Annotated in this window: 17 protein-coding genes; 5 read left to right on the top strand and 12 right to left on the bottom strand. The window is 31.3% G+C overall.

Annotation, left to right across the window (positions count from 1 at the left end; translation table 11 throughout):
- Window positions 1–240 precede the first annotated feature (240 nt).
- The 3 genes from EYD46_RS00275 to lptB all read left to right on the top strand — a co-directional run bounded on the left by EYD46_RS00275 (window position 241) and on the right by lptB (window position 2959).
- The gene (locus EYD46_RS00275; RefSeq protein ID WP_130935641.1) at window positions 241–1158 is read left to right on the top strand and encodes a KpsF/GutQ family sugar-phosphate isomerase; all 918 of its coding nucleotides are present in this window, start codon (window positions 241–243) and stop codon (window positions 1156–1158) included.
- Window positions 1158–1979: a twin-arginine translocase subunit TatC gene (tatC, locus tag EYD46_RS00270; protein WP_130935056.1), complete on the top strand. Its 822-nt coding sequence runs from the start codon at window positions 1158–1160 to the stop codon at window positions 1977–1979. Before EYD46_RS00275 ends, tatC begins: the two co-directional genes overlap by 1 nt.
- 239 nt (window positions 1980–2218) lie before the next feature.
- Window positions 2219–2959: an LPS export ABC transporter ATP-binding protein gene (lptB, locus tag EYD46_RS00265; RefSeq protein ID WP_130935055.1), complete on the top strand. Its 741-nt coding sequence runs from the start codon at window positions 2219–2221 to the stop codon at window positions 2957–2959.
- 58 nt (window positions 2960–3017) lie between these two features.
- Here the strand turns inward: lptB and EYD46_RS00260 are convergent, their stop codons facing one another.
- The 3 genes from EYD46_RS00260 to EYD46_RS00250 all read right to left on the bottom strand — a co-directional run bounded on the left by EYD46_RS00260 (window position 3018) and on the right by EYD46_RS00250 (window position 5978).
- Window positions 3018–4130 (bottom strand): glycoside hydrolase family 5 protein, encoded by a 1113-nt coding sequence (locus EYD46_RS00260; RefSeq protein ID WP_130935054.1) that lies wholly within the window; start codon window positions 4128–4130, stop codon window positions 3018–3020.
- Between the two features lie 182 nt (window positions 4131–4312).
- Entirely contained in the window at window positions 4313–5209 is an 897-nt protein-coding gene (locus tag EYD46_RS00255; protein ID WP_130935053.1) for a DUF808 domain-containing protein, read from the bottom strand.
- A gap of 13 nt (window positions 5210–5222) precedes the next feature.
- The gene (locus tag EYD46_RS00250; RefSeq protein WP_130935052.1) at window positions 5223–5978 is read right to left on the bottom strand and encodes a CDP-alcohol phosphatidyltransferase family protein; all 756 of its coding nucleotides are present in this window, start codon (window positions 5976–5978) and stop codon (window positions 5223–5225) included.
- 196 nt (window positions 5979–6174) lie between these two features.
- Here EYD46_RS00250 and EYD46_RS00245 point away from each other — a divergent pair, with 196 nt between their 5' ends.
- Together EYD46_RS00245 and EYD46_RS00240 are read left to right on the top strand one after the other, a co-directional pair.
- Entirely contained in the window at window positions 6175–7245 is a 1071-nt protein-coding gene (locus EYD46_RS00245) for a putative type IX sorting system protein PorV2 (protein ID WP_455429235.1), read from the top strand.
- Window positions 7245–8423, top strand: a complete 1179-nt coding sequence (locus EYD46_RS00240; RefSeq protein WP_130935050.1) for a lipoprotein N-acyltransferase Lnb domain-containing protein — start codon at window positions 7245–7247, stop codon at window positions 8421–8423. Before EYD46_RS00245 ends, EYD46_RS00240 begins: the two co-directional genes overlap by 1 nt.
- On the opposite strand, the gene EYD46_RS00235 is transcribed toward EYD46_RS00240, so the two are convergent.
- The 9 genes from EYD46_RS00235 to EYD46_RS00195 are packed head-to-tail and all read right to left on the bottom strand — an operon-like array spanning window position 8410 to window position 18904.
- Complete coding sequence (locus EYD46_RS00235; protein WP_130935049.1) at window positions 8410–9801, bottom strand: sugar transferase; 1392 nt, start codon at window positions 9799–9801, stop codon at window positions 8410–8412. The genes EYD46_RS00240 and EYD46_RS00235 overlap by 14 nt on opposite strands.
- A 51-nt stretch (window positions 9802–9852) precedes the next feature.
- A complete protein-coding gene (locus EYD46_RS00230) occupies window positions 9853–10860 on the bottom strand; it encodes a glycosyltransferase family 4 protein (protein WP_130935048.1) in 1008 nt (335 codons plus the stop codon).
- A complete protein-coding gene (locus tag EYD46_RS00225; RefSeq protein WP_130935047.1) occupies window positions 10857–12431 on the bottom strand; it encodes a hypothetical protein in 1575 nt (524 codons plus the stop codon). Before EYD46_RS00225 ends, EYD46_RS00230 begins: the two co-directional genes overlap by 4 nt.
- Complete coding sequence (locus tag EYD46_RS00220) at window positions 12432–13370, bottom strand: glycosyltransferase family 2 protein (RefSeq protein ID WP_165454304.1); 939 nt, start codon at window positions 13368–13370, stop codon at window positions 12432–12434. It lies immediately after the preceding gene.
- A complete protein-coding gene (locus tag EYD46_RS00215) occupies window positions 13360–14685 on the bottom strand; it encodes an O-antigen ligase family protein (protein WP_130935045.1) in 1326 nt (441 codons plus the stop codon). The genes EYD46_RS00220 and EYD46_RS00215 overlap by 11 nt, the downstream gene beginning before the upstream one ends.
- On the bottom strand, window positions 14682–15764 hold the full coding sequence (locus EYD46_RS00210) for a glycosyltransferase (protein ID WP_130935044.1): 1083 nt from the start codon (window positions 15762–15764) through the stop codon (window positions 14682–14684). Before EYD46_RS00210 ends, EYD46_RS00215 begins: the two co-directional genes overlap by 4 nt.
- Window positions 15765–16883, bottom strand: a complete 1119-nt coding sequence (locus tag EYD46_RS00205) for a glycosyltransferase (RefSeq protein ID WP_130935043.1) — start codon at window positions 16881–16883, stop codon at window positions 15765–15767.
- A complete protein-coding gene (locus tag EYD46_RS00200) occupies window positions 16884–17879 on the bottom strand; it encodes a glycosyltransferase family 2 protein (RefSeq protein WP_130935042.1) in 996 nt (331 codons plus the stop codon). It lies immediately after the preceding gene.
- Entirely contained in the window at window positions 17876–18904 is a 1029-nt protein-coding gene (locus EYD46_RS00195; protein WP_130935041.1) for an exostosin domain-containing protein, read from the bottom strand. Before EYD46_RS00195 ends, EYD46_RS00200 begins: the two co-directional genes overlap by 4 nt.

Genomic DNA, 18904 nt, shown 5'->3' with positions numbered 1-18904 from the left:
AATTTATTAACTAATTAATATAATACGTTGTAGCTATAGACCATTAATTTAGCAATTGATATGGAGAGCCCTCATTCTTTTTTTCGTTAATTTTGCAAACGAAATTTGAATTTACAATAAAATTTTAAATTGGCTATTGATAAAGATAATAAAATCTTTAATTGAGTCCAATTACTATAAAACTTAAATATTTTGAATAGTAAAAAAGGTAGTATCTATATAGCAAAACAGACTATTGAAATGGAAGCCAAGGCCATTTTAAATTTATCTACTTTAATAGATGATAATTTTGCTGATGCAGTAGACCTCATTTTTAACTCTAAAGGACGTGTTGTTATTACTGGTATTGGTAAAAGTGCTATAATAGCCAGTAAAATTGTGGCTACCTTAAATTCCACAGGTACACCAGCAATTTTTATGCATGCTGCAGATGCTATTCATGGCGATTTAGGATTAATTTTAAAAGATGATGTAGTAATTTGCATCTCAAAAAGTGGAAATACACCAGAAATTAAAGTTTTAGTACCTCTTATAAAAAGTGCTAATAATAAAATGATAGCTATTACTGGCAACAAAGCATCTTTTCTAGGACAACAAGCTGATTTTGTTTTAAATACTTATGTTGAAAAAGAGGCTTGTCCTAACAATCTAGCTCCAACAACAAGTACAACAGCCCAACTTGTTACAGGAGATGCACTTGCAGTATGTTTACTCGAAAAACGCGGATTTTCAAGTAATGATTTTGCTAAATACCACCCCGGAGGAGCATTAGGTAAAAAACTATACTTAAGGGTTAATGATATTTCATCAGTAAATCAAAAACCAAAAGTAAATACTGATGCTAGTATTAAGGATGTGATTGTAGAAATTTCAGAGAAACTGCTAGGTGTTACTGCTGTAGTTGAAAACAATACTATTGTAGGTGTAATTACTGATGGTGATTTGCGTAGAATGCTAAGTAAAACTGATAATTTTGCTACCCTAACCGCTAAAGATATTATGAGTAAAAATCCTAAACGTATTTCTTCTGATGCTATGGCTATTGACGCCAAAGAAATTATGGAAGACTTTGGTATTACACAATTACTAGTTGAAGACAACGGGAAATATGAGGGCGTTATTCATTTACATGATCTCGTAAAAGAAGGAATTATATAATGGCAAAGAAAGATGTAAATGAGATGTCTTTTTTAGATCATCTTGAAGAGTTACGATGGCACTTAATACGATGTGTAATAGCTGTAATGATAGCAGCTACAGTTGCCTTTCTTTTAAAAAGTTTCATTTTTGATACTTTAATTTTTGGACCATCTAAGTCAGACTTTCTTACCTACGATTTGCTTTGTAAAACATCTCAACTCTTAGGTTTTGATAGCTTTTGTAATACTAATTTCAATTTTGAAGTACAAAGTAGAACCATGGCTGGTCAGTTTTCTGCCCATATCTGGACCTCTATAACATTTGGTTTCATTATCGCTTTTCCATATGTTATTTATGAGCTTTGGAAGTTTATAAGTCCTGCCATGCATGATAACGAACGTAAGCACTCCAAAGGTTTTATCATCATTTCATCATTATTATTCTTTATAGGTGTACTGTTTGGTTACTATATTATTTGTCCACTATCCATAAACTTTTTAGGCACATACTCCGTTACAGATAAAGTACATAACGATTTTGATTTAAATAGCTACATAGGTCTCATTCGTGCCTCCGTATTAGCATCAGGATTAATATTCGAACTACCAATTATCATATATTTCCTAACAAAAGTTGGCATTGTAACCCCTGAAATTTTAAAGACCTATAGAAAATATGCTTTAGTAGTAGTACTAATTTTAGCAGCAATTATAACACCTCCAGATATCGCAAGTCAAGTTATTGTTGCCATTCCTATTCTAATTCTTTATCAAATAAGTATCTATATTTCTAAAGTTGTTGTAAAAAATCAACGTAAAAAAGCAAAAGCAAATGGGTAATATCATTGTGGCGTTACACGTAAAGGGTCGGGCTTTCACTTCTCAATCCCTCCTACGTCGGGGATTTCAAACATGCCGCTCAATCCCTAACGCACCTATCCGCAAACAAAAAGCTTAAATAAAAGTTATATACAAATTAACAAAAGTCTAGTTCTTATAAAAAGCAACAAAACAGTTAACAAAACGTTATACCCCCACAACAATTTCCACAATTAATTAAAATTTCCGTAATTGCACCTATGATTCTACGAGCCGAAAATTTAATGAAGTCCTATAGCGGACGAAAAGTAGTAAAAGATGTTTCTTTAGAAGTAAACCAAGGCGAAATTGTAGGGCTCCTAGGTCCCAATGGAGCAGGAAAAACAACATCTTTTTATATGATTGTAGGCTTAATAAAACCAAATGGCGGTCATATATACTTAGATAATACAGAAATAACTAAATTTCCTATGTATAAACGTGCGCAAAACGGTATTGGATATTTAGCGCAAGAAGCTTCCGTATTTAGAAAATTAAGTATAGAAGACAACATTTTAAGCGTTCTACAACTTACAAAGTTGAGTAAGAAAGAGCAACGTATGAAAATGGAATCTTTAATCGAAGAATTTGGTTTAGGACATATTCGTAAAAACCGAGGCGATTTATTATCAGGTGGCGAGCGTCGTCGTACAGAAATAGCTCGTGCTTTGGCAACAGATCCCAATTTTATTCTGCTAGATGAGCCTTTCGCTGGAGTAGACCCAGTTGCCGTTGAAGATATTCAACGTATTGTAGCCCAACTTACCAAGAAAAACATAGGCATCTTAATTACAGACCATAATGTACAGGAAACACTAGCTATAACCGATAGAACTTATTTAATGTTTGAAGGTAGCATCCTTAAAGCTGGAGAGCCAGAAGAATTAGCTAATGATGAAATGGTACGTAAAGTATACTTGGGACAGAATTTTGAGTTACGTAAAAAGAAAATTAGAGACTAGTCATTTATTATAATAACTAATCTCTAAAAATAAAAGTTCTCTTATTCTATTATAAGGTTTAATTCTTATTAGCTGCTGCATCAGCTAGAGTTGGAAAATCCCAAACAAAATTTCTTCTATCTAATAAACCAAAGTCACCACCGTCATCCCAAACTACAGGTACAATACCTTTTTCTATACATGCATTAACAAAATATTCCGCATGCTTTAAGCGTTCTGAAGCTTCTGCTAACAAACCAATACTTCCCCACTCTCCCATAACAACAGGAAATCCTTTAGACATAAAATTATTATCTATTCTATTCATTAAAGCATCAATATCAGCTTTATCCGTATCGCTTCCCCAATCTGGATCACTTGCATCAAGTGCAAATCTAAAAGGAACATAAGCGTGTATAGAAATAATTACATCAGGGTCGTTATTAGGAATTACCAAATCATCCCATGTTTTTTGTACTACTGAAGCTGCATAAGGTGCTATCATTAATTTTCGTTTAGCATTATTGCCACCAGTTCTTCTAATAGCATCTACAATAGTTTTATAAAAATCATTCAACACTTCTCTACCCTCTTCTGTACCTCCAGTCCATTGCTCAGGCGTATCTTTATGCCTTGGCTCATTCAAAAGTTCAAAAATTAAATAATCGCTGTAATTCTTAAAGCTATTTGCTATTTGCGTCCAAACTCTATCTAGTTGTGTATTTGTTGCTGAAGCATTATCAAATGTAGGTATAATCCATTTATCGTCATGGTGTACATTAATAATAACATACATGCCTTTATTTAAAGCGTAATCTACAATAGTAGTTACCCTACTAAAATAATTTTCCTCAATTTCATAAGTAGGAGCATCTGCCATATTGTAACCCCAAGTTACAGGAACTCTTATAGTTCTAAACCCTCTGTTAAAAACAGCATCAACAACAGTTGTAGTTGGTAAAGGATTCCCCCAAGCTGTTTTATCATTATCTCGGACGTCAAAAGAATTTCCAAAATTCCAACCAGGTCCCATATCAGCTACCAATGCAGATGGAGAAATATCTCTAATTACACCAACAACCTCTTCTTCTTTAGGTTCAGGGTCTATTTTTGTAACCTCTCCATTATCATTAGAGGTTGAGCAGTTTAATATCAAACCTCCAAAAAATAAAATAAACCATATTCTTCTCATAATTACTTTCTTTTTTTTACAAAGATAATAGTGATTCAAAAAAAATACTGTGACAAATCGAGCATTTGATGTAAATAATCAGTACCTAGTGTTAAATTTTAATATTTGGCTTTAACAATTCGTAGAAAAACTGTTAAATAACACTAAAATGTATGTTTAGAAACACTGAACTATTAGTGCTATTATTTCTTCTCTTGTGAAGATTTTTTAAATAGAAATTTGAAGATTTTTACCAATATAACCACTGCTGTACCTGCTAAGAACCCAACAATAAACTCCTTTACAATATCTGGCATATTAATGCTATCAGTAAAGTGATGTATTACCTCTATATTGTGTACAAAAATGCCTCCTGCTACCAAAATAAGTGCTATAGTACCAATTACAGCTAAGCTTTTAATAACTAATGGTAATGCTCTTACTAAAAAATTGCCTACAGCTACTAAAACACCTTTTTCATCAGAACTCATTTTTATTAACTTATAACCAAAATCATCCATTCTCACAATTAAAGCTACTATACCATAAACGCCTACAGTGGCAATCACACATACTATGGATACAACTAATATTTGAAATAGAATAGGCTTACCCAGTACTGTACCCAAAGCAATTATTACTATTTCTACAGAGAGTATAAAGTCTGTAAATATCGCTGATTTTATTTTCTTTTTTTCAGCTTCCTTTTTCTCTTCCTCTGTTAAAGGTTTATTAGTATAAACTCTATGTTCAGCATGATGATTTCTATGAAAAAAGAACTCATATATTTTTTCTACACCTTCGTATGCCAAATACATACCACCCAAAACCAAAGCTACAATAATAGCTAAAGGAGCAAATGCACTTAAAAGAAAAGCAATAGGTAATATAATTAGTTTATTTAGTGCAGACCCTTTTGTAATAGCCCAAAGCACAGGCAATTCTCTAGAAGACACAAAACCAGTAGCTTTTTCAGCATTTACTGCTAAATCATCACCTAAAATACCTGCAGTTTTCTTCGTGGAAATTTTACTCATTGCCACTACATCATCCATTAAAACTGCTATATCATCTAACAACGCAAAAAAACCTGATGCCATTTTCTATTTAAAATTATTTTGAAGTTAAACCGTCTAGAACCGACATTGCAATGTATAGCAAAATAATTATCGGCAATGCGGCAAATTGAAGTACAATAAGCAACACCATACATAAAATGATAAAGATATATCGCGTAGCATTATCTTTAAAACTAAAATTCTTAAATTTTAAGGCAAATAGTTTAATCTTAGAATTCAAAATCCAACAGCTAAAAACTGTTATACCCATTAAAAACCATTTGTTTAAAATAATATCATTTATAGTATCGTTATCTTGAAATTCTAAGATTAATGGTAATGATATAATCAAAAGCGCATTTGCTGGCGTAGGTAAGCCCTTAAAATAGTTTTGTTGTTCTGTATCAATGTTAAATTTAGCAAGTCGGTAAGCTGATGCCAGTGTAATCGCTAAACCTAAAAGTGGAAAAAAGTCAATTTTCCCTCCTACCCAGTACATCGTTTCAGTCCACTCTTGAGAACTTTTAATTGACTGAAGTATTGTACCATCTGACAATTCTAATAACTTATACATTACAACACCCGGCACCAAACCACTTGTTACAACATCTGCCAATGAATCAAGCTGTAAACCCAACTCACTTTGTACATTAAATTTTCTTGCAGCAAAGCCATCAAAAAAATCAAAAAATATACCAAGGAATACAAATAATGCACCGGCAACAAAATTATCATTCACAACAAAAAGAACAGCAATACTACCGCACAATAAATTTAAAAGTGTGAGTGCATTAGGAATGTATTGCTTCATAAAAAGAAATATTTCGGTAAAAATAACAAACTAATATTGTTCCTCGAAAAGATTACACAATATCTACTAACATTTACATAAATTACACAACAAATAACAGACTCAAACGTTATAAGAAAGCATCTAAATATACCTTTTCACAAGCATATTTTATGATAAAACTGGTATAATGTGCATCTTTGTAAAAAAATTGCGATTGAGAAAATACATTACTGTAATATTTAGCTTAATAACCGTAACTATTTCTAGTCAAACTGTTAGAAAGTACTCTAATGAGTTTATGAATATTGGTGTTGATGCTGCTGCTTTAGGTATGAGTAGCGCTGTTACAGCACATTCTTCTGACGTAAACTCTGGCTATTGGAATCCGGCAGGTTTGGTAAATATTGAAGATAATCAGTTAGCGTTAATGCATTCAAGTTATTTTGCAAATATTGCTAACTATGATTATGCTGGTTTCGCTATGCCTTTAGATAATAGAAGTGCTATTGGTATTTCATTAATTCGCTTTGCAGTAGATGATATTTTAAACACAACACAGCTTATTGATGAACAAGGTAATATTAACTATGATAGGATTAGCCTATTCTCTACTGCAGATTATGGTCTTACATTTTCTTACGCAAGAAAATTGCCTATACAAGGTTTAAACTATGGTGTAAATGCAAAGGTTATTCGCAGAATTATTGGTGATTTTGCCTCGTCTTGGGGATTTGGTTTAGATGCTGGTATCCAATTCGAAACAAAAAATAATTGGAAATTTGGAGTAATGGCAAGAGATATTACTACTACATTTAATGCTTGGGCTATTGATGAGGCTCAATTTGCCACAATAAGAGATGCTGTAGAAGGACAAAATCAAGAATTACCCGAGACTACTGAAATCACTATCCCTAAACTACAAATAGGCGTCTCTAAACTGATGACATTTAATTACGACTATACCCTTTTGGCTTCAGCAAATTTGAATGTTCGTTTTGAAGAAAATAATGATATTTTTTCATCATCATTTGCTAGTATAAATCCTGCTTTAGGTTTTGAATTTGGATATATTGATATGGTTTATCTTCGTGGTGGTGTTGGTAATTTTCAAAACGAATTACAAATTGATAATAGAGAACAACTAAGCTTTCAACCTAGTTTTGGTGTAGGTTTTAAATACAATGGTGTTCAAATAGATTATGCATTTACTGATATTGGAGATCAAAGTATTGCTCTTTACTCAAATGTATTTTCTTTAAAGCTTGATTTTAGTATCTTTAGATAATGCGACACTATTTCATATTATTTTTTTGTTTCTGTTACTTTATTCTCCCAGCTCAAGAGCTTTCTGAAAATGCTGAAATTAGTGTACTCACTATTGCCCCTGGCGCTTCTTTAAATGACGCATTTGGGCATAGTGCTTTTAGAATTCAAGATGACACAAATCATTTGGATTTAGTATTTAATTATGGGGTTTACGATTTTGAGGCTCCAAATTTCATATTAAAGTTTGCTCAAGGAAAACTTAATTATTTGATTGGATTAAATCGATTTAATGATTTCTACAGAGCCTACACAGGTGCAGATAGAGGTATTAAACAACAAACTTTAAATTTAACTTACACTGAAAAACAAAAGCTTTTTAGTTATCTTATTGAAAATTACAAACCTGAAAACAGAAGGTACTTATATGATTTTTTGTTTGATAATTGTGCTACAAGAATTAAAGACGTAGTTAATGTTGCGTCTAACAATACAATCAAATATAATATCCCTAAAAATTATGAAGAAGCAACTTTCCGAACATTAATTCAAGAAAATTTAAATCGAAATTCTTGGGGAAGTCTCGGGATTGATATTGCATTAGGTGCAGTTGTTGATAGAAAAGCTACTCCAGAAGAACACATGTTTTTACCTAAAAACATATATACTTTTTTTGAAAAAGCAACTAAAACTGATGATGAGACCTCTTTGGTTAAAGAAAGTAAAATACTATTCCAAGAAACAAATCAAAATACAACTTCAAACTTTCTACTAAGTCCTTTATTTATTTTTGGATTATTGGGATTGCTTATAGCTTTTATTACTTACAAAGACAATAAAAATAATAAACGCACAAAAATACTAGATATTATCATTTTCGCTCTAACTGGTCTAGCAGGTGTTTTTATTTTATTATTATGGTTTGCTACAGATCATCAAACCACGCATAATAATTATAATCTTTTATGGGCTAATCCATTAAATTTTATTTTGCTTTTTCAACTTTTTAAAAGAAATATGAGTAATTGGTTTGCTAAATATTTAAAATTTCAATTGATATTACTTTGTCTTATGGCTTTCCATTGGATTACTGGGGTTCAAATATTTGCTATAGGTTTAATTCCTTTGTTAATCGCTATTTCTATTAGATACATTTATTTGATAAAATATTTAAAAGTTCACAATACTATTGCCCCCTAAAATAAATTACTGTGCTTAATGTTTTGATCAAAATATTTATGTCTAATACAAAACTCCTGTGTTTAATATAAAACAGGTCGTACTGAAGTTTTAACAAGCTATCATCCACAGAAGACCCGTATCTGGTCCTTACTTGTGCCCAACCTGTTAATCCAGGTTTTACAATATGACGAGTTTCATAAAATGGCAAAATTTGAGATAGTTCTCTAACAAAATGTGGACGCTCTGGCCTAGGTCCAATTAAACTCATATCACCTTTTAAAACATTGATAAATTGAGGGATTTCATCAATTCTGGTATTTCGCATGAATTTCCCAAAAGGTGTTATTCTTGCATCATTTTTCTTAGCCCATACAGCTCCATTCTTTTCTGCATCAGTAACCATAGTTCTATATTTAATAATACTAAACAGATTTCCATTTTTACCGATGCGTTCCTGAGTATAAAATAATGGACCACGATTAGCAATTAAATTTCCTAACGCTACTAAAGGTATAAATAACACTCCTATTATAATACCTATTAGTGCTATCAAAATATCAAAAAAACGATGAAAAAACAGATACATTTTATTATGATTACTACGACTAAAGGGAAAGTATTTGTAAAAATCCTTTCCTACGAATTGCACTGGTATACGTTGTGTTAATTCTTCATAGACTTGAGTATATTCCTTTACAGGTAACCCTCCTTCTAAAAGTGTAATTAAATCTGTATAAATTTCAGGTGTTATATTTTCTGAATTATAACTAGCTACTACAACTTCAGAAATATTTTCTTCTCTTATAACTTGATAAATCTGCTTTGGATGGTATTCCAGTAATCCTTTAAATTTAACTTTTTCACTCTTTTCAATTTCACAATTAATAAAACCTATGATTTTATAGTTGGGATCAGCATCATTAAAAGTTTTTAAAATGGTAGTTATATTTGATGTTTCACCAACTAATAATGCTTTTTTATAAAATCTTGGAGAGGTTACAAAATTTATATAAGCAAAACGCCAAATAAATAAAGCCCCAAATATTGATAGAAAAAAGTACAATATTTGTAATCGATTTTCAGGCAAAACAGGTGTTAAAAAAGGGGTTAACAAATAAAACAAGACCGTTACTGAAGTTGTTAATAATATATTGACCCATACTTTTTCAAGTTTACTGGATATTTGCAAATCGTACAGTTCAAACACCGAACCAAATACTGATATATATACTACTAAGATAAGTATCCATTTCCAGTGTCCCTTAGTTATAGAGAAATAATCAAATTCGAATGAATTACCAACAATATAGAGCAATGCCAGAACTACTACGATATCAAAAACCCTCAATAATATCTTCCGCTCTGAAATATTAAAATGTATACTGTTCTTAGGCATGATTAGAGAGAATTAATACCATATCAAATATAATAAGTATTTTATTAAACACTAAGAAAGAATGAACATCCACTGCTTTTTTACTATCTCCCAATCATAACCTTCAACTTTATTCCGGGCATTAGATACTATTTGCTGGGTTAAAAGTGGAGTATTCTTTAACTCTAATATAGCATTTTTAAATTCCTCTGCATTATTAGGTTTTACTAAAATCCCATCACTATTATTTTTAATCAGAAATGGTAAACCTCCAACGTTAGTAGATACCACTGGTAAACCTAATGCCATGGCTTCAATAACACTAACTGGCGTATTATCTACATTTGTAGTGTTAATAAAAACATTAAAATTTTCAGCCTTTTTATGCCACGCTTCTTTTGATAGCTTTCCTGTAAATTCTACATCTAAGTTTAATGATTTTGCCAGAGCTTTAACCTCTGATAAACTGCCATCATTTTCAGGGCCTACCATACACAAGCTTGCTGCTATATTTTTATCTCTGAAAGATTTTAAGATGTAGATAGCTAATTTAGGATTATATATTTTTGAAAAAGAACGTACCCAAAGTAAACGTATAGTATCAAAGTTTCGTGTTTTAAATTGATATTTATTTATTTTAATAGTATTAGGAATGTATATTAAGTTTTGATATCCGGTTTCCTTAAAATAAGAGAGTAAATATGAAGATGGAGCTATATTAATATGTGCATTTTTAAAGATTTGTGCAGATTTTACAGGAGACTTTTTTAATCTTTTATCTAAGTTCCCACCTCTTAATATAGGTATATATCTAATTTTTAAAAATCTACATAACTGACTTATTATATATGCAAAATAAAAGTTAGATGTGCTATATACATCAATCAAAGCATAATCTGCTTTATAATGTCTAAAAAGAGTTATTACCATATCCAATAGCCTGAAATACTTATTGGTTTTTGAAGAACTTGTTATTACATTATATCCGCTATTACTCAAAAACCTTCCAAGGGTTTCTATTGAGGTCACTGTTTTACCAGAATGTGATAACTTATTTCCTATGTAGATTAAAGTTTTCATATCTTATACAACAACCAACTACCTTCATTATGAACTACCTCTAAATTGTAGGTAGTATTTTGGGTAACATAATAGTCTACGCCCAAATATCTCAAATATTCAATTTTCTCGTCGATACTTCCTATACTTCTAAATTTCATTTTACTTTGGTACCAATCAATATAACGCTCTGGATTACCCTCGATAAGCATAGATGCTCCCTTTGTATCTAGAATAACAGAACGCTTAGAAGCACTTCTATAGAGATAGTCTCCAAAAATAACAGCATCAACATGTGTATAATCTTCAATATATTTTGCCATGGCATCCTTGGTTTTATTTCGTTTTTGAGAGGGTTTTGAAAGACTTAAGTTAAATGGTAAAATTGAATTAAAAGTATCATTATTTACTATAGTCACACCTTTAAATATAGCTGATTTACTCAATACCAAAACCATAATAAAACATACTGTAATGACCGGTGTAAAATAAATGAATTTGATCTTTTTGGAGAGCATAACCAATAATGTAGTCATGGCAAAATATGAAGGAACCAAGGCCATTTTTTGTGCTCTTATTAATTGAAATGACATACGTAGGTTTAAACTAAAAAGACTATTAATAAGTTGCTCTACATATACACTTAACAAAGGTAAAACAAACATCAAGAGGGTAATAACTGCTAGTCTTCTTGATCGTTTAGTATGACTCTTATATTTAATGCCTACTAACAAATAAATAATTATGGGAAGAAACATTAAAATTGCCCCTCTATTAGACCATGATTTTACAAATAGCACTGGATTAATAAACCACTTTGGAATTCTAAAATAAAAAGCTTCAAGATAATCTTCAATACTATAATTAACTAAAGAGGGGGTTTTTTGAAAGTAGGTAAGTATAAAAGGTAACATTCCCATAACAAGGATTCCAATAACCCATGTTATATTTTTGAAAGTAACTTTTCCTTTTTTGCTGAAAAATGTTAAATAAAGTATATATAACAATATCCCACCTATACCAGTAATAGGATGAAAATTGAAAATAAACCCCATTAAAAATGTCGACAATAAAATCATCCCACTTTTAGAACTGATTAGTAAAAATGGTATAGGAAAAAGTGTCAAATACAAGGTTCTCGGAACCATAGTCCATAGTCCCGAAATACCTAAAAGTTCCAAACCTGGTAACCAGAATACACCTCTTACAAAAATAGACATTAAAAAAGCTACCCAAAAATTACTCGAATACCTATAAAACATTAAAAACCATAATATCCCAAAGCACAAATGGCAAAACAGGCTTAAAATATTCAATGCTTGTAAATAATTAGCATTGGTAAATATTCCCAAAAAACGAAGTGGTTGTACAAAAAACGGAATATAATATTTTACATTTTCAATATCATTCGCGTATAGATCCTCTTTATATAATTCGGGGTTATCAAATTTATGTGCAATAGGAATTATATTAAGTAAATCTGATGATAGCTCACTATATGTGGCATCAAGATTTTCAAAATAAAACGAAAAAGCTACAATACAGTTGAAGACACATACCAAAACAGTTTTTAAAATATTAAGCTTTAGCATTTAATCTGATTTTGGGGCTCTTAATATATCATAATGAATAGCTTGGAGCAATAATTGAAATCCGATAATAATCGTTAACGTTACCAACATTATCGTTCCTGTAGGGGCAAAAATAGAACGACTTGAATAATACCACCACGTGTAACTACCATAAGAAACACCGAAAAAAAATAATGGAAAGCCTATTAACATATATATGGATGATATGTTGAAATCATAAATAAAATAGGTTTTAATAATACGCCTAGTTAATGTTTTTACGAGTCTTGGCATAAACACAAAGGGCATTTTCCATACTTTCATATTGGATTTTTCGTCTCCATAAATTGCGGGCATAGAAACATCACTAACCCTGACACCCTGAAAATAAAGCTCTGCCAGAAGTGACGTTTCAAAATAAAAGCGGTTGGAAATATTTGAGAAATCTAAAACTTTCAATACATCTGTTTTAACGGCAAAAAAACCATTCGTAGGATCAAAATTATTCCAATAACCTGTTGCTGCCTTCATAAAAAACGACAACATTAAATTACCAAACTTTCTAAAAAAAGGCATCTGCTTTAACGCTTTAAAATCCCTAAAACGGTTACCTTTTGCATATTGGGCTTTATTTGTTTTAAGAGGTATCAAAAGTTCGTTTATATATGTCGTATCCATTTGACCATCAGCATCTACCTTTATCACAATATCAATTTTATCCTCAATAGCCTTAATAAACCCTGTTTTGGTAGCCCCACCAACACCAAGGTTTTTTGGTGTTTTAAGAAGTTCTACTTTTTCATTATTTAACAGAGTATTAAATGGAAGAGGCTCTGTACTGCAATCATCTACAATATATACTTTAGAAATTAAACTCGGTAGTTTATCTACAACACTTATAATATGTCGTGATGCATTATAAAAAGGAATAATTACCGCTATACTTAGTTTATCTGCCACTTTTAAAATAATATCTAGGTGATATGAATAAAATGGTTACTACCAAAAAGTAACCCAAAATACCGAATAAAGGTCTATAAATATATAAATGTTCACCAAAAAACAAAGTAACCAACATGGAAATAATTAATCCGTTTAAAGCTAATTTTAGATACCTCATTTTCCCTAACTTTAAATAAAAATAAGAAGTTAACCATCTAGAATATAAAAACAGCCCTACTAAGCCTACTTCATTTATTAAACTCAAATAAATATTATGGGCAGAGTACCCTACCAACAATCTATTGTTAAGACCTATACCAAATGGAATAACATAAGGATTCCTAAAAATATAATCGAGGTAAATTAGTGATAGTCTATCCCTTCCCGCCCCTAAATCTTCATACAATTGTATTACATCAATATTGTTTTCCTTGAAAGCCTGAGGATCTGAAACTTTATCGATTACCCTGTTTTGTATGGTAGTAACAGCTGTTTCAATCAATTCTAAATTCAAGAAAAAACCAACCATTACAGCTAAGGAAATTACTACTGAAAGCACAAAGAACTTTTTAGTTGTAGATATAAAAAGATAACATAAATATACCAATAAAGCCAGATATGTTGTTCTTGATCCCGAAATAATAATTGTAGCTAAACACACTGTAATAGTTGTAATTATTAAAATTCTATTAACCTTTAATTGTTTTTGAAAAAGTAATCCTGTGGCAAAAGTTAAGGTAATAAACATTACCATCCCCAGAACAATCTTATTTGGCCCTAGCGTGCCTGATAAAAACAGGCCGTAGGCACTTTTATATATATCGTTCCATAAAAAAGGAACCACGCGATAATGTTGGAGAAAAACTAATATTGCTTCAGCCGTAGCCAATATTAAAATAAACGATGCCAACCATCTATAGTTACCCTTAACTCTAAGATAAAGAGACAAAAGTACCGCTGTAAAGAAAAACACCAAGAAATGATAATAGTACAAAAAAGTTTGTATTATCCATAATGGACGTCCTTTTGCCAAGCTAAAAGCTGCTGTAAAAATTAATGAAAACCCACACCAAAGCATGAAGTTATTAAGGTATCTGAAATGGGTTTTGGATTTAATATAGCCGACTACAAACGGCCTGTTAAGGACAACTATCATAAGCACCAATACACCTACAAGATCATAAAGCCTTAACTCATTATTACCTTTTACACTGTAATTCAAAACAGGCAAATTGTAAAAATAAGAGAAAAGCATCAGCAACATTACAATTCTTGAATATAATGGTCTAAACAATAATTTACTTTGCTTGTCTATATATTTAGTTCTCGTCATTTACTATACAATATAAGTTTATATTGTTCTAAAACTTTCTTTCTAACAGCTTTCTCAGAAAAATTCATTCTTATATGTTGTTTTAACTTAGTGCCACTTTCTTTTTGTTTATCAGGATTTTCTATAAAATAGGATAGTGCATTTTGTAATTGCTCTACATCCATTGGCTCTATTAATTGCCCGTAAGAACTGTTTAAAATGACATCCTTACAATTCCCAACATTGGTAGCAACAACTGGTAATCCTTGAGAGCCATATTCTAATAAAGCCAACGGCAACCCTTCCGATTTTGATGACAATACTCCTATTTGGCATTTTCTAAGAACATGAAAAACATCTGAACAGCTACCATATAAGAACACCGATTCATTGAGATTTAACCTATCTATTTCAGACTTCACTTCATTTGAATATCCATTCATAAAGTCTTTCCCTAAACAATGCAATGTCCAATCTGGATGCTTTAAAACAACAGTTTTAAAAGCTCTCAATAATGAAATGTGATCTTTCTGTGACCTCAAATTAGCCAAATGAACAATTCTTTTTCCATCAACTCCGTTTAATGTAGTTGTTGGAGACATAACATTTTCAACCAAAAAGTTTTGAAGGTAGCTAACGGATACTGATTTTAAATTTTTCTTAGCCCACACTTCTAAAAGTCTATTTACACAAAACACATGAGAAAAAAGATTTGAACAGTATTTAAGTACATCATAATTTCGTTCTTTCAAAAATTCACTTTTACCATAATGATCATGCCACACTATCTTCACTTTTTTATTAAGAACCTTAACTAGAATTGCAAGAAAAAAAGATGTGGAATGTGCATGAATAATGTCTACTCTATTGTGCTTTACAAAACGATGTAGTTTGAAAATGGCTTTAGTATCCAACGTAAACCTTTTGTTTAAAAAAAGATACCCCACTTCGGGACTTAAGCTTTGCTTTAAAAGTCCTCCTTGTCTAGTAGCACAAAGAAATGTTTGATCGACCTCTGAATGTAATATATTAGCTAGATTAACAGCAACACGCTCTGCTCCTCCTGTTTGCAAAGAATCTATTAGTTGTAAAACTCGCATCTAATTTTTCAGCAATTTAATAATTTCAGATTCAAAATAATCTAATGTATAATTTTGTGCCCATTTTACTCCAGATTCAGACATTTCATGTAGTTTTTCATTACTCTCCATATACTCCATAACCTGTTTTACAGCTTGTTGTAGATCTTCTAAAATCAGAATCCCTCTTTCTCCATCACTAAGCATATCTGGCACGCAAGACACCCTAGTAGCAATGGGTATAGTACCATAAAACATAGCCTCTGCTATAGCTTTTGGCCATCCCTCAGACTTTGAGGCTAACACCAAAAAATGTGTCTCTTGAAATTTTTCTTTAATGACATCTATGCTCTGATTACCTCTAAAATTTACAATATATTCAAGCTTTTGTTTTTTTACGTACCTCTCGAGCATATCTCTTTGAGTTCCATTACCAAAAATATCCAAAGTGATGTCGAATTTATTTTTCAATAACGATTCAACCAATTGGATAGCAAATAATGGACGTTTACCTTCTACCAAGCTACCCACAAAAACAAAATTCAAATTGGAGTTATAATCCCTTTTTTTTATTGATATTTTATCAGACTCATAAAAACTTGCTGTAAAAAAAGGCTTAATGTTACTAGATAGATTTTCCCAATTTCCATATACCAAAACTTGAATATTCTTAGTTAAATATGTATTCCCCAGCAACCATTTTTGAAATTGATAGCTCACAGGCTGTTTACTATTAGGATCCCAATTCCCTGCATATTTGGCTGTTTTTACTTTTTTTGGATAAAACAGTTGAACAATGCACCCTAAAGCACCAATATTCCCCGGACATCTTAAATGCACATGATCTGCTCTATTACATGCTTTAATAAGCATAAATATTATGGCTGGTATCTTAAACAAAGAGGTAATACTATTTAAAATTGAAGAAAAATTAATTTCAGACACCTTGGTAAAAACAAAATTATCATGTGTGTAACTTGCCTTTACCGTTAAAAGGGTTCCCGATACTAAAGGTGCTACCACTTCAACAGTGTCAACATACTTTAACCAAATATTCATTTCTCGCATATAAGGCTCGTAAGCATAATATTTACCTCCCTTTAATTCGTGAGGTGTATGGGAAATAATTAAAAACCGCATTTAGTCCACTTTCGGTTTAGTAAATACTAATGAACACCAGCCTACTATCCTACCTAAACTTTCATAAAACGCTCCATTATTTTTCATAGTAAAACAATTAGATAATCTAATTAAAATTAATAACCAAGCAGTAGCATTCCATTTTAAAAGAGCTAACAATTTAGGTTGTGGATGTTTAACCCTCCATACATACCATCCATTTCTCAATACCATTTTCCCATATTTAAAATGATTGGGACGCCCCAAAGGTTCGTGGTAGTGGTTTAATTGTGCATTGGTGTTTACATATAATTTTCCTTGCTTAGAAACACGAATGCTAAAATCTGTATCCTCATATAAGCCATATCCTTCAAAATAGGTTGAAAATTGAAAGGTATTAAAAATTTCTTTTCTATATGAGGATACACCTCCCATAAGCTGCTCAACCTCATATATTTTTCCAGAGGGAGGTAAAAAGCCAATAGACCTACCATGGGCAAAAGTAGGTAAGAACCCTGGAGGGGTATCTGGTGCTAATCCAATTTTTTTACGTAATCTAAAACGAACAGGCTCATCCCTCATCCAGTTATCAAAATAAAATTTTTTAGAATGGCACTTAGCATCGCTTTCCTTCCAATTAGAAGCATTGGCTATATACCCTCCAACGCCTAAAGCACCAGGCTTGAGTTTAAAAGTGCTAAGCAATGTTTTAAAATAATCTTTATCCAAAACTACATCATCATCTAAAAAACATATAATCGAAATATTACTCCCAACCTTATTTATGCCATAATTTCTTTGACGTGTAAGACCTCGATGCTGTTGTTCTACTTTATAGTAATTAAGATTTTTATGGGTATTGGTTTGAAATATCTTTTCAGTTTCTGAGTTAATGGAACCATCAATAATTAAAATTTCATCAGGATATAGCGTCTGATCTCTTACTGAGAACAAAAGCTTCTGCAACGCACTTGGCCGCATATATGTACATATAATTAAGGCAAAACTTTCTGTCATAATCTATTTATGAACATGTTATGTACTTTGATAAAATAAGCCTCTCGCTTTAAATACTCTTTCCACAGCAAACGATTGCTTCTTTGTATCTGCTCAAGCTCCGTATTGGACTTTGATTTGTGAAATTCCAAAAGTAAGTCTACTATTTTTGAACCATTGGATTCTTTAACAATCAAACAATGCTTACGCCAATCTATTTGATTGTGAAACGGTAATCTACAATCAGTATCTAATACAACAGGGATCCTACCCATGGCTAAAGTTTCAAAAAATCTAACTGAAAAATTCCCTGTGCCTCTAATACAAAATGTATATAGGTTATCATGAATATTTTGATAAAACTCTCTAGAGCTTTTAATTAAATTTTGTCCAGATACTGCTCCCGCCCTATACTTTTTTCGATATATAAAATTCGCTTCAATCCTTTTATCTAATCTAAATTTATCCAAATAATAAGCACGTTTTACAGATGAGGGATAAAAAGGTTGTTTATCTATATATGTTTTTTTAAATATTCTTTTCCATCGTAACTTTTTATAATTAAAATATTCTTTTATCCATTTAAGAACCCCTCCTTGTGCGTGGCCAACAAAACCAATACTAGGTTTACTTGTTTTATCAATCAAAGACAACTCTTGTAGCCCCAAATTTTCTAGAGGATCATTAATAAAAGAAGGCAAAACATAAGTATTTCTATCTAATTTTGAATGAAAGCCTCCCAATCTGAAATTGTAAGTATTCGATATATATACAGTATATCCAAAATCTCCAGAGGTATAAATCCACAGAGGTTTTTTATTCAATTTGGATGCATCTAATAATTTGTAAAGAGAATCTTGAAACTTGTTAAAATTCCCATAATCTACAGGAAACACAACTACATCAGAGTCTTCTGCGGTATCTACAATTTTATAAAATTTCTGAATTGTTTCTGATTTTAAAAAATAAAGGTCAAACAATAAAGGAAATATCTGTTTCCTATACAAATCGTTTAGAAAAGATTTATCTGTATAAAGTTTTAACAT

Origin of the sequence: Hyunsoonleella pacifica, assembly GCF_004310335.1 — a bacterium.
Taxonomy (GTDB): Bacteria; Bacteroidota; Bacteroidia; order Flavobacteriales; family Flavobacteriaceae; genus Jejuia; species Jejuia pacifica.
Note: the sequence above shows the minus strand (reverse complement) of the source record. Positions and strands in the feature narration are given on the sequence as shown.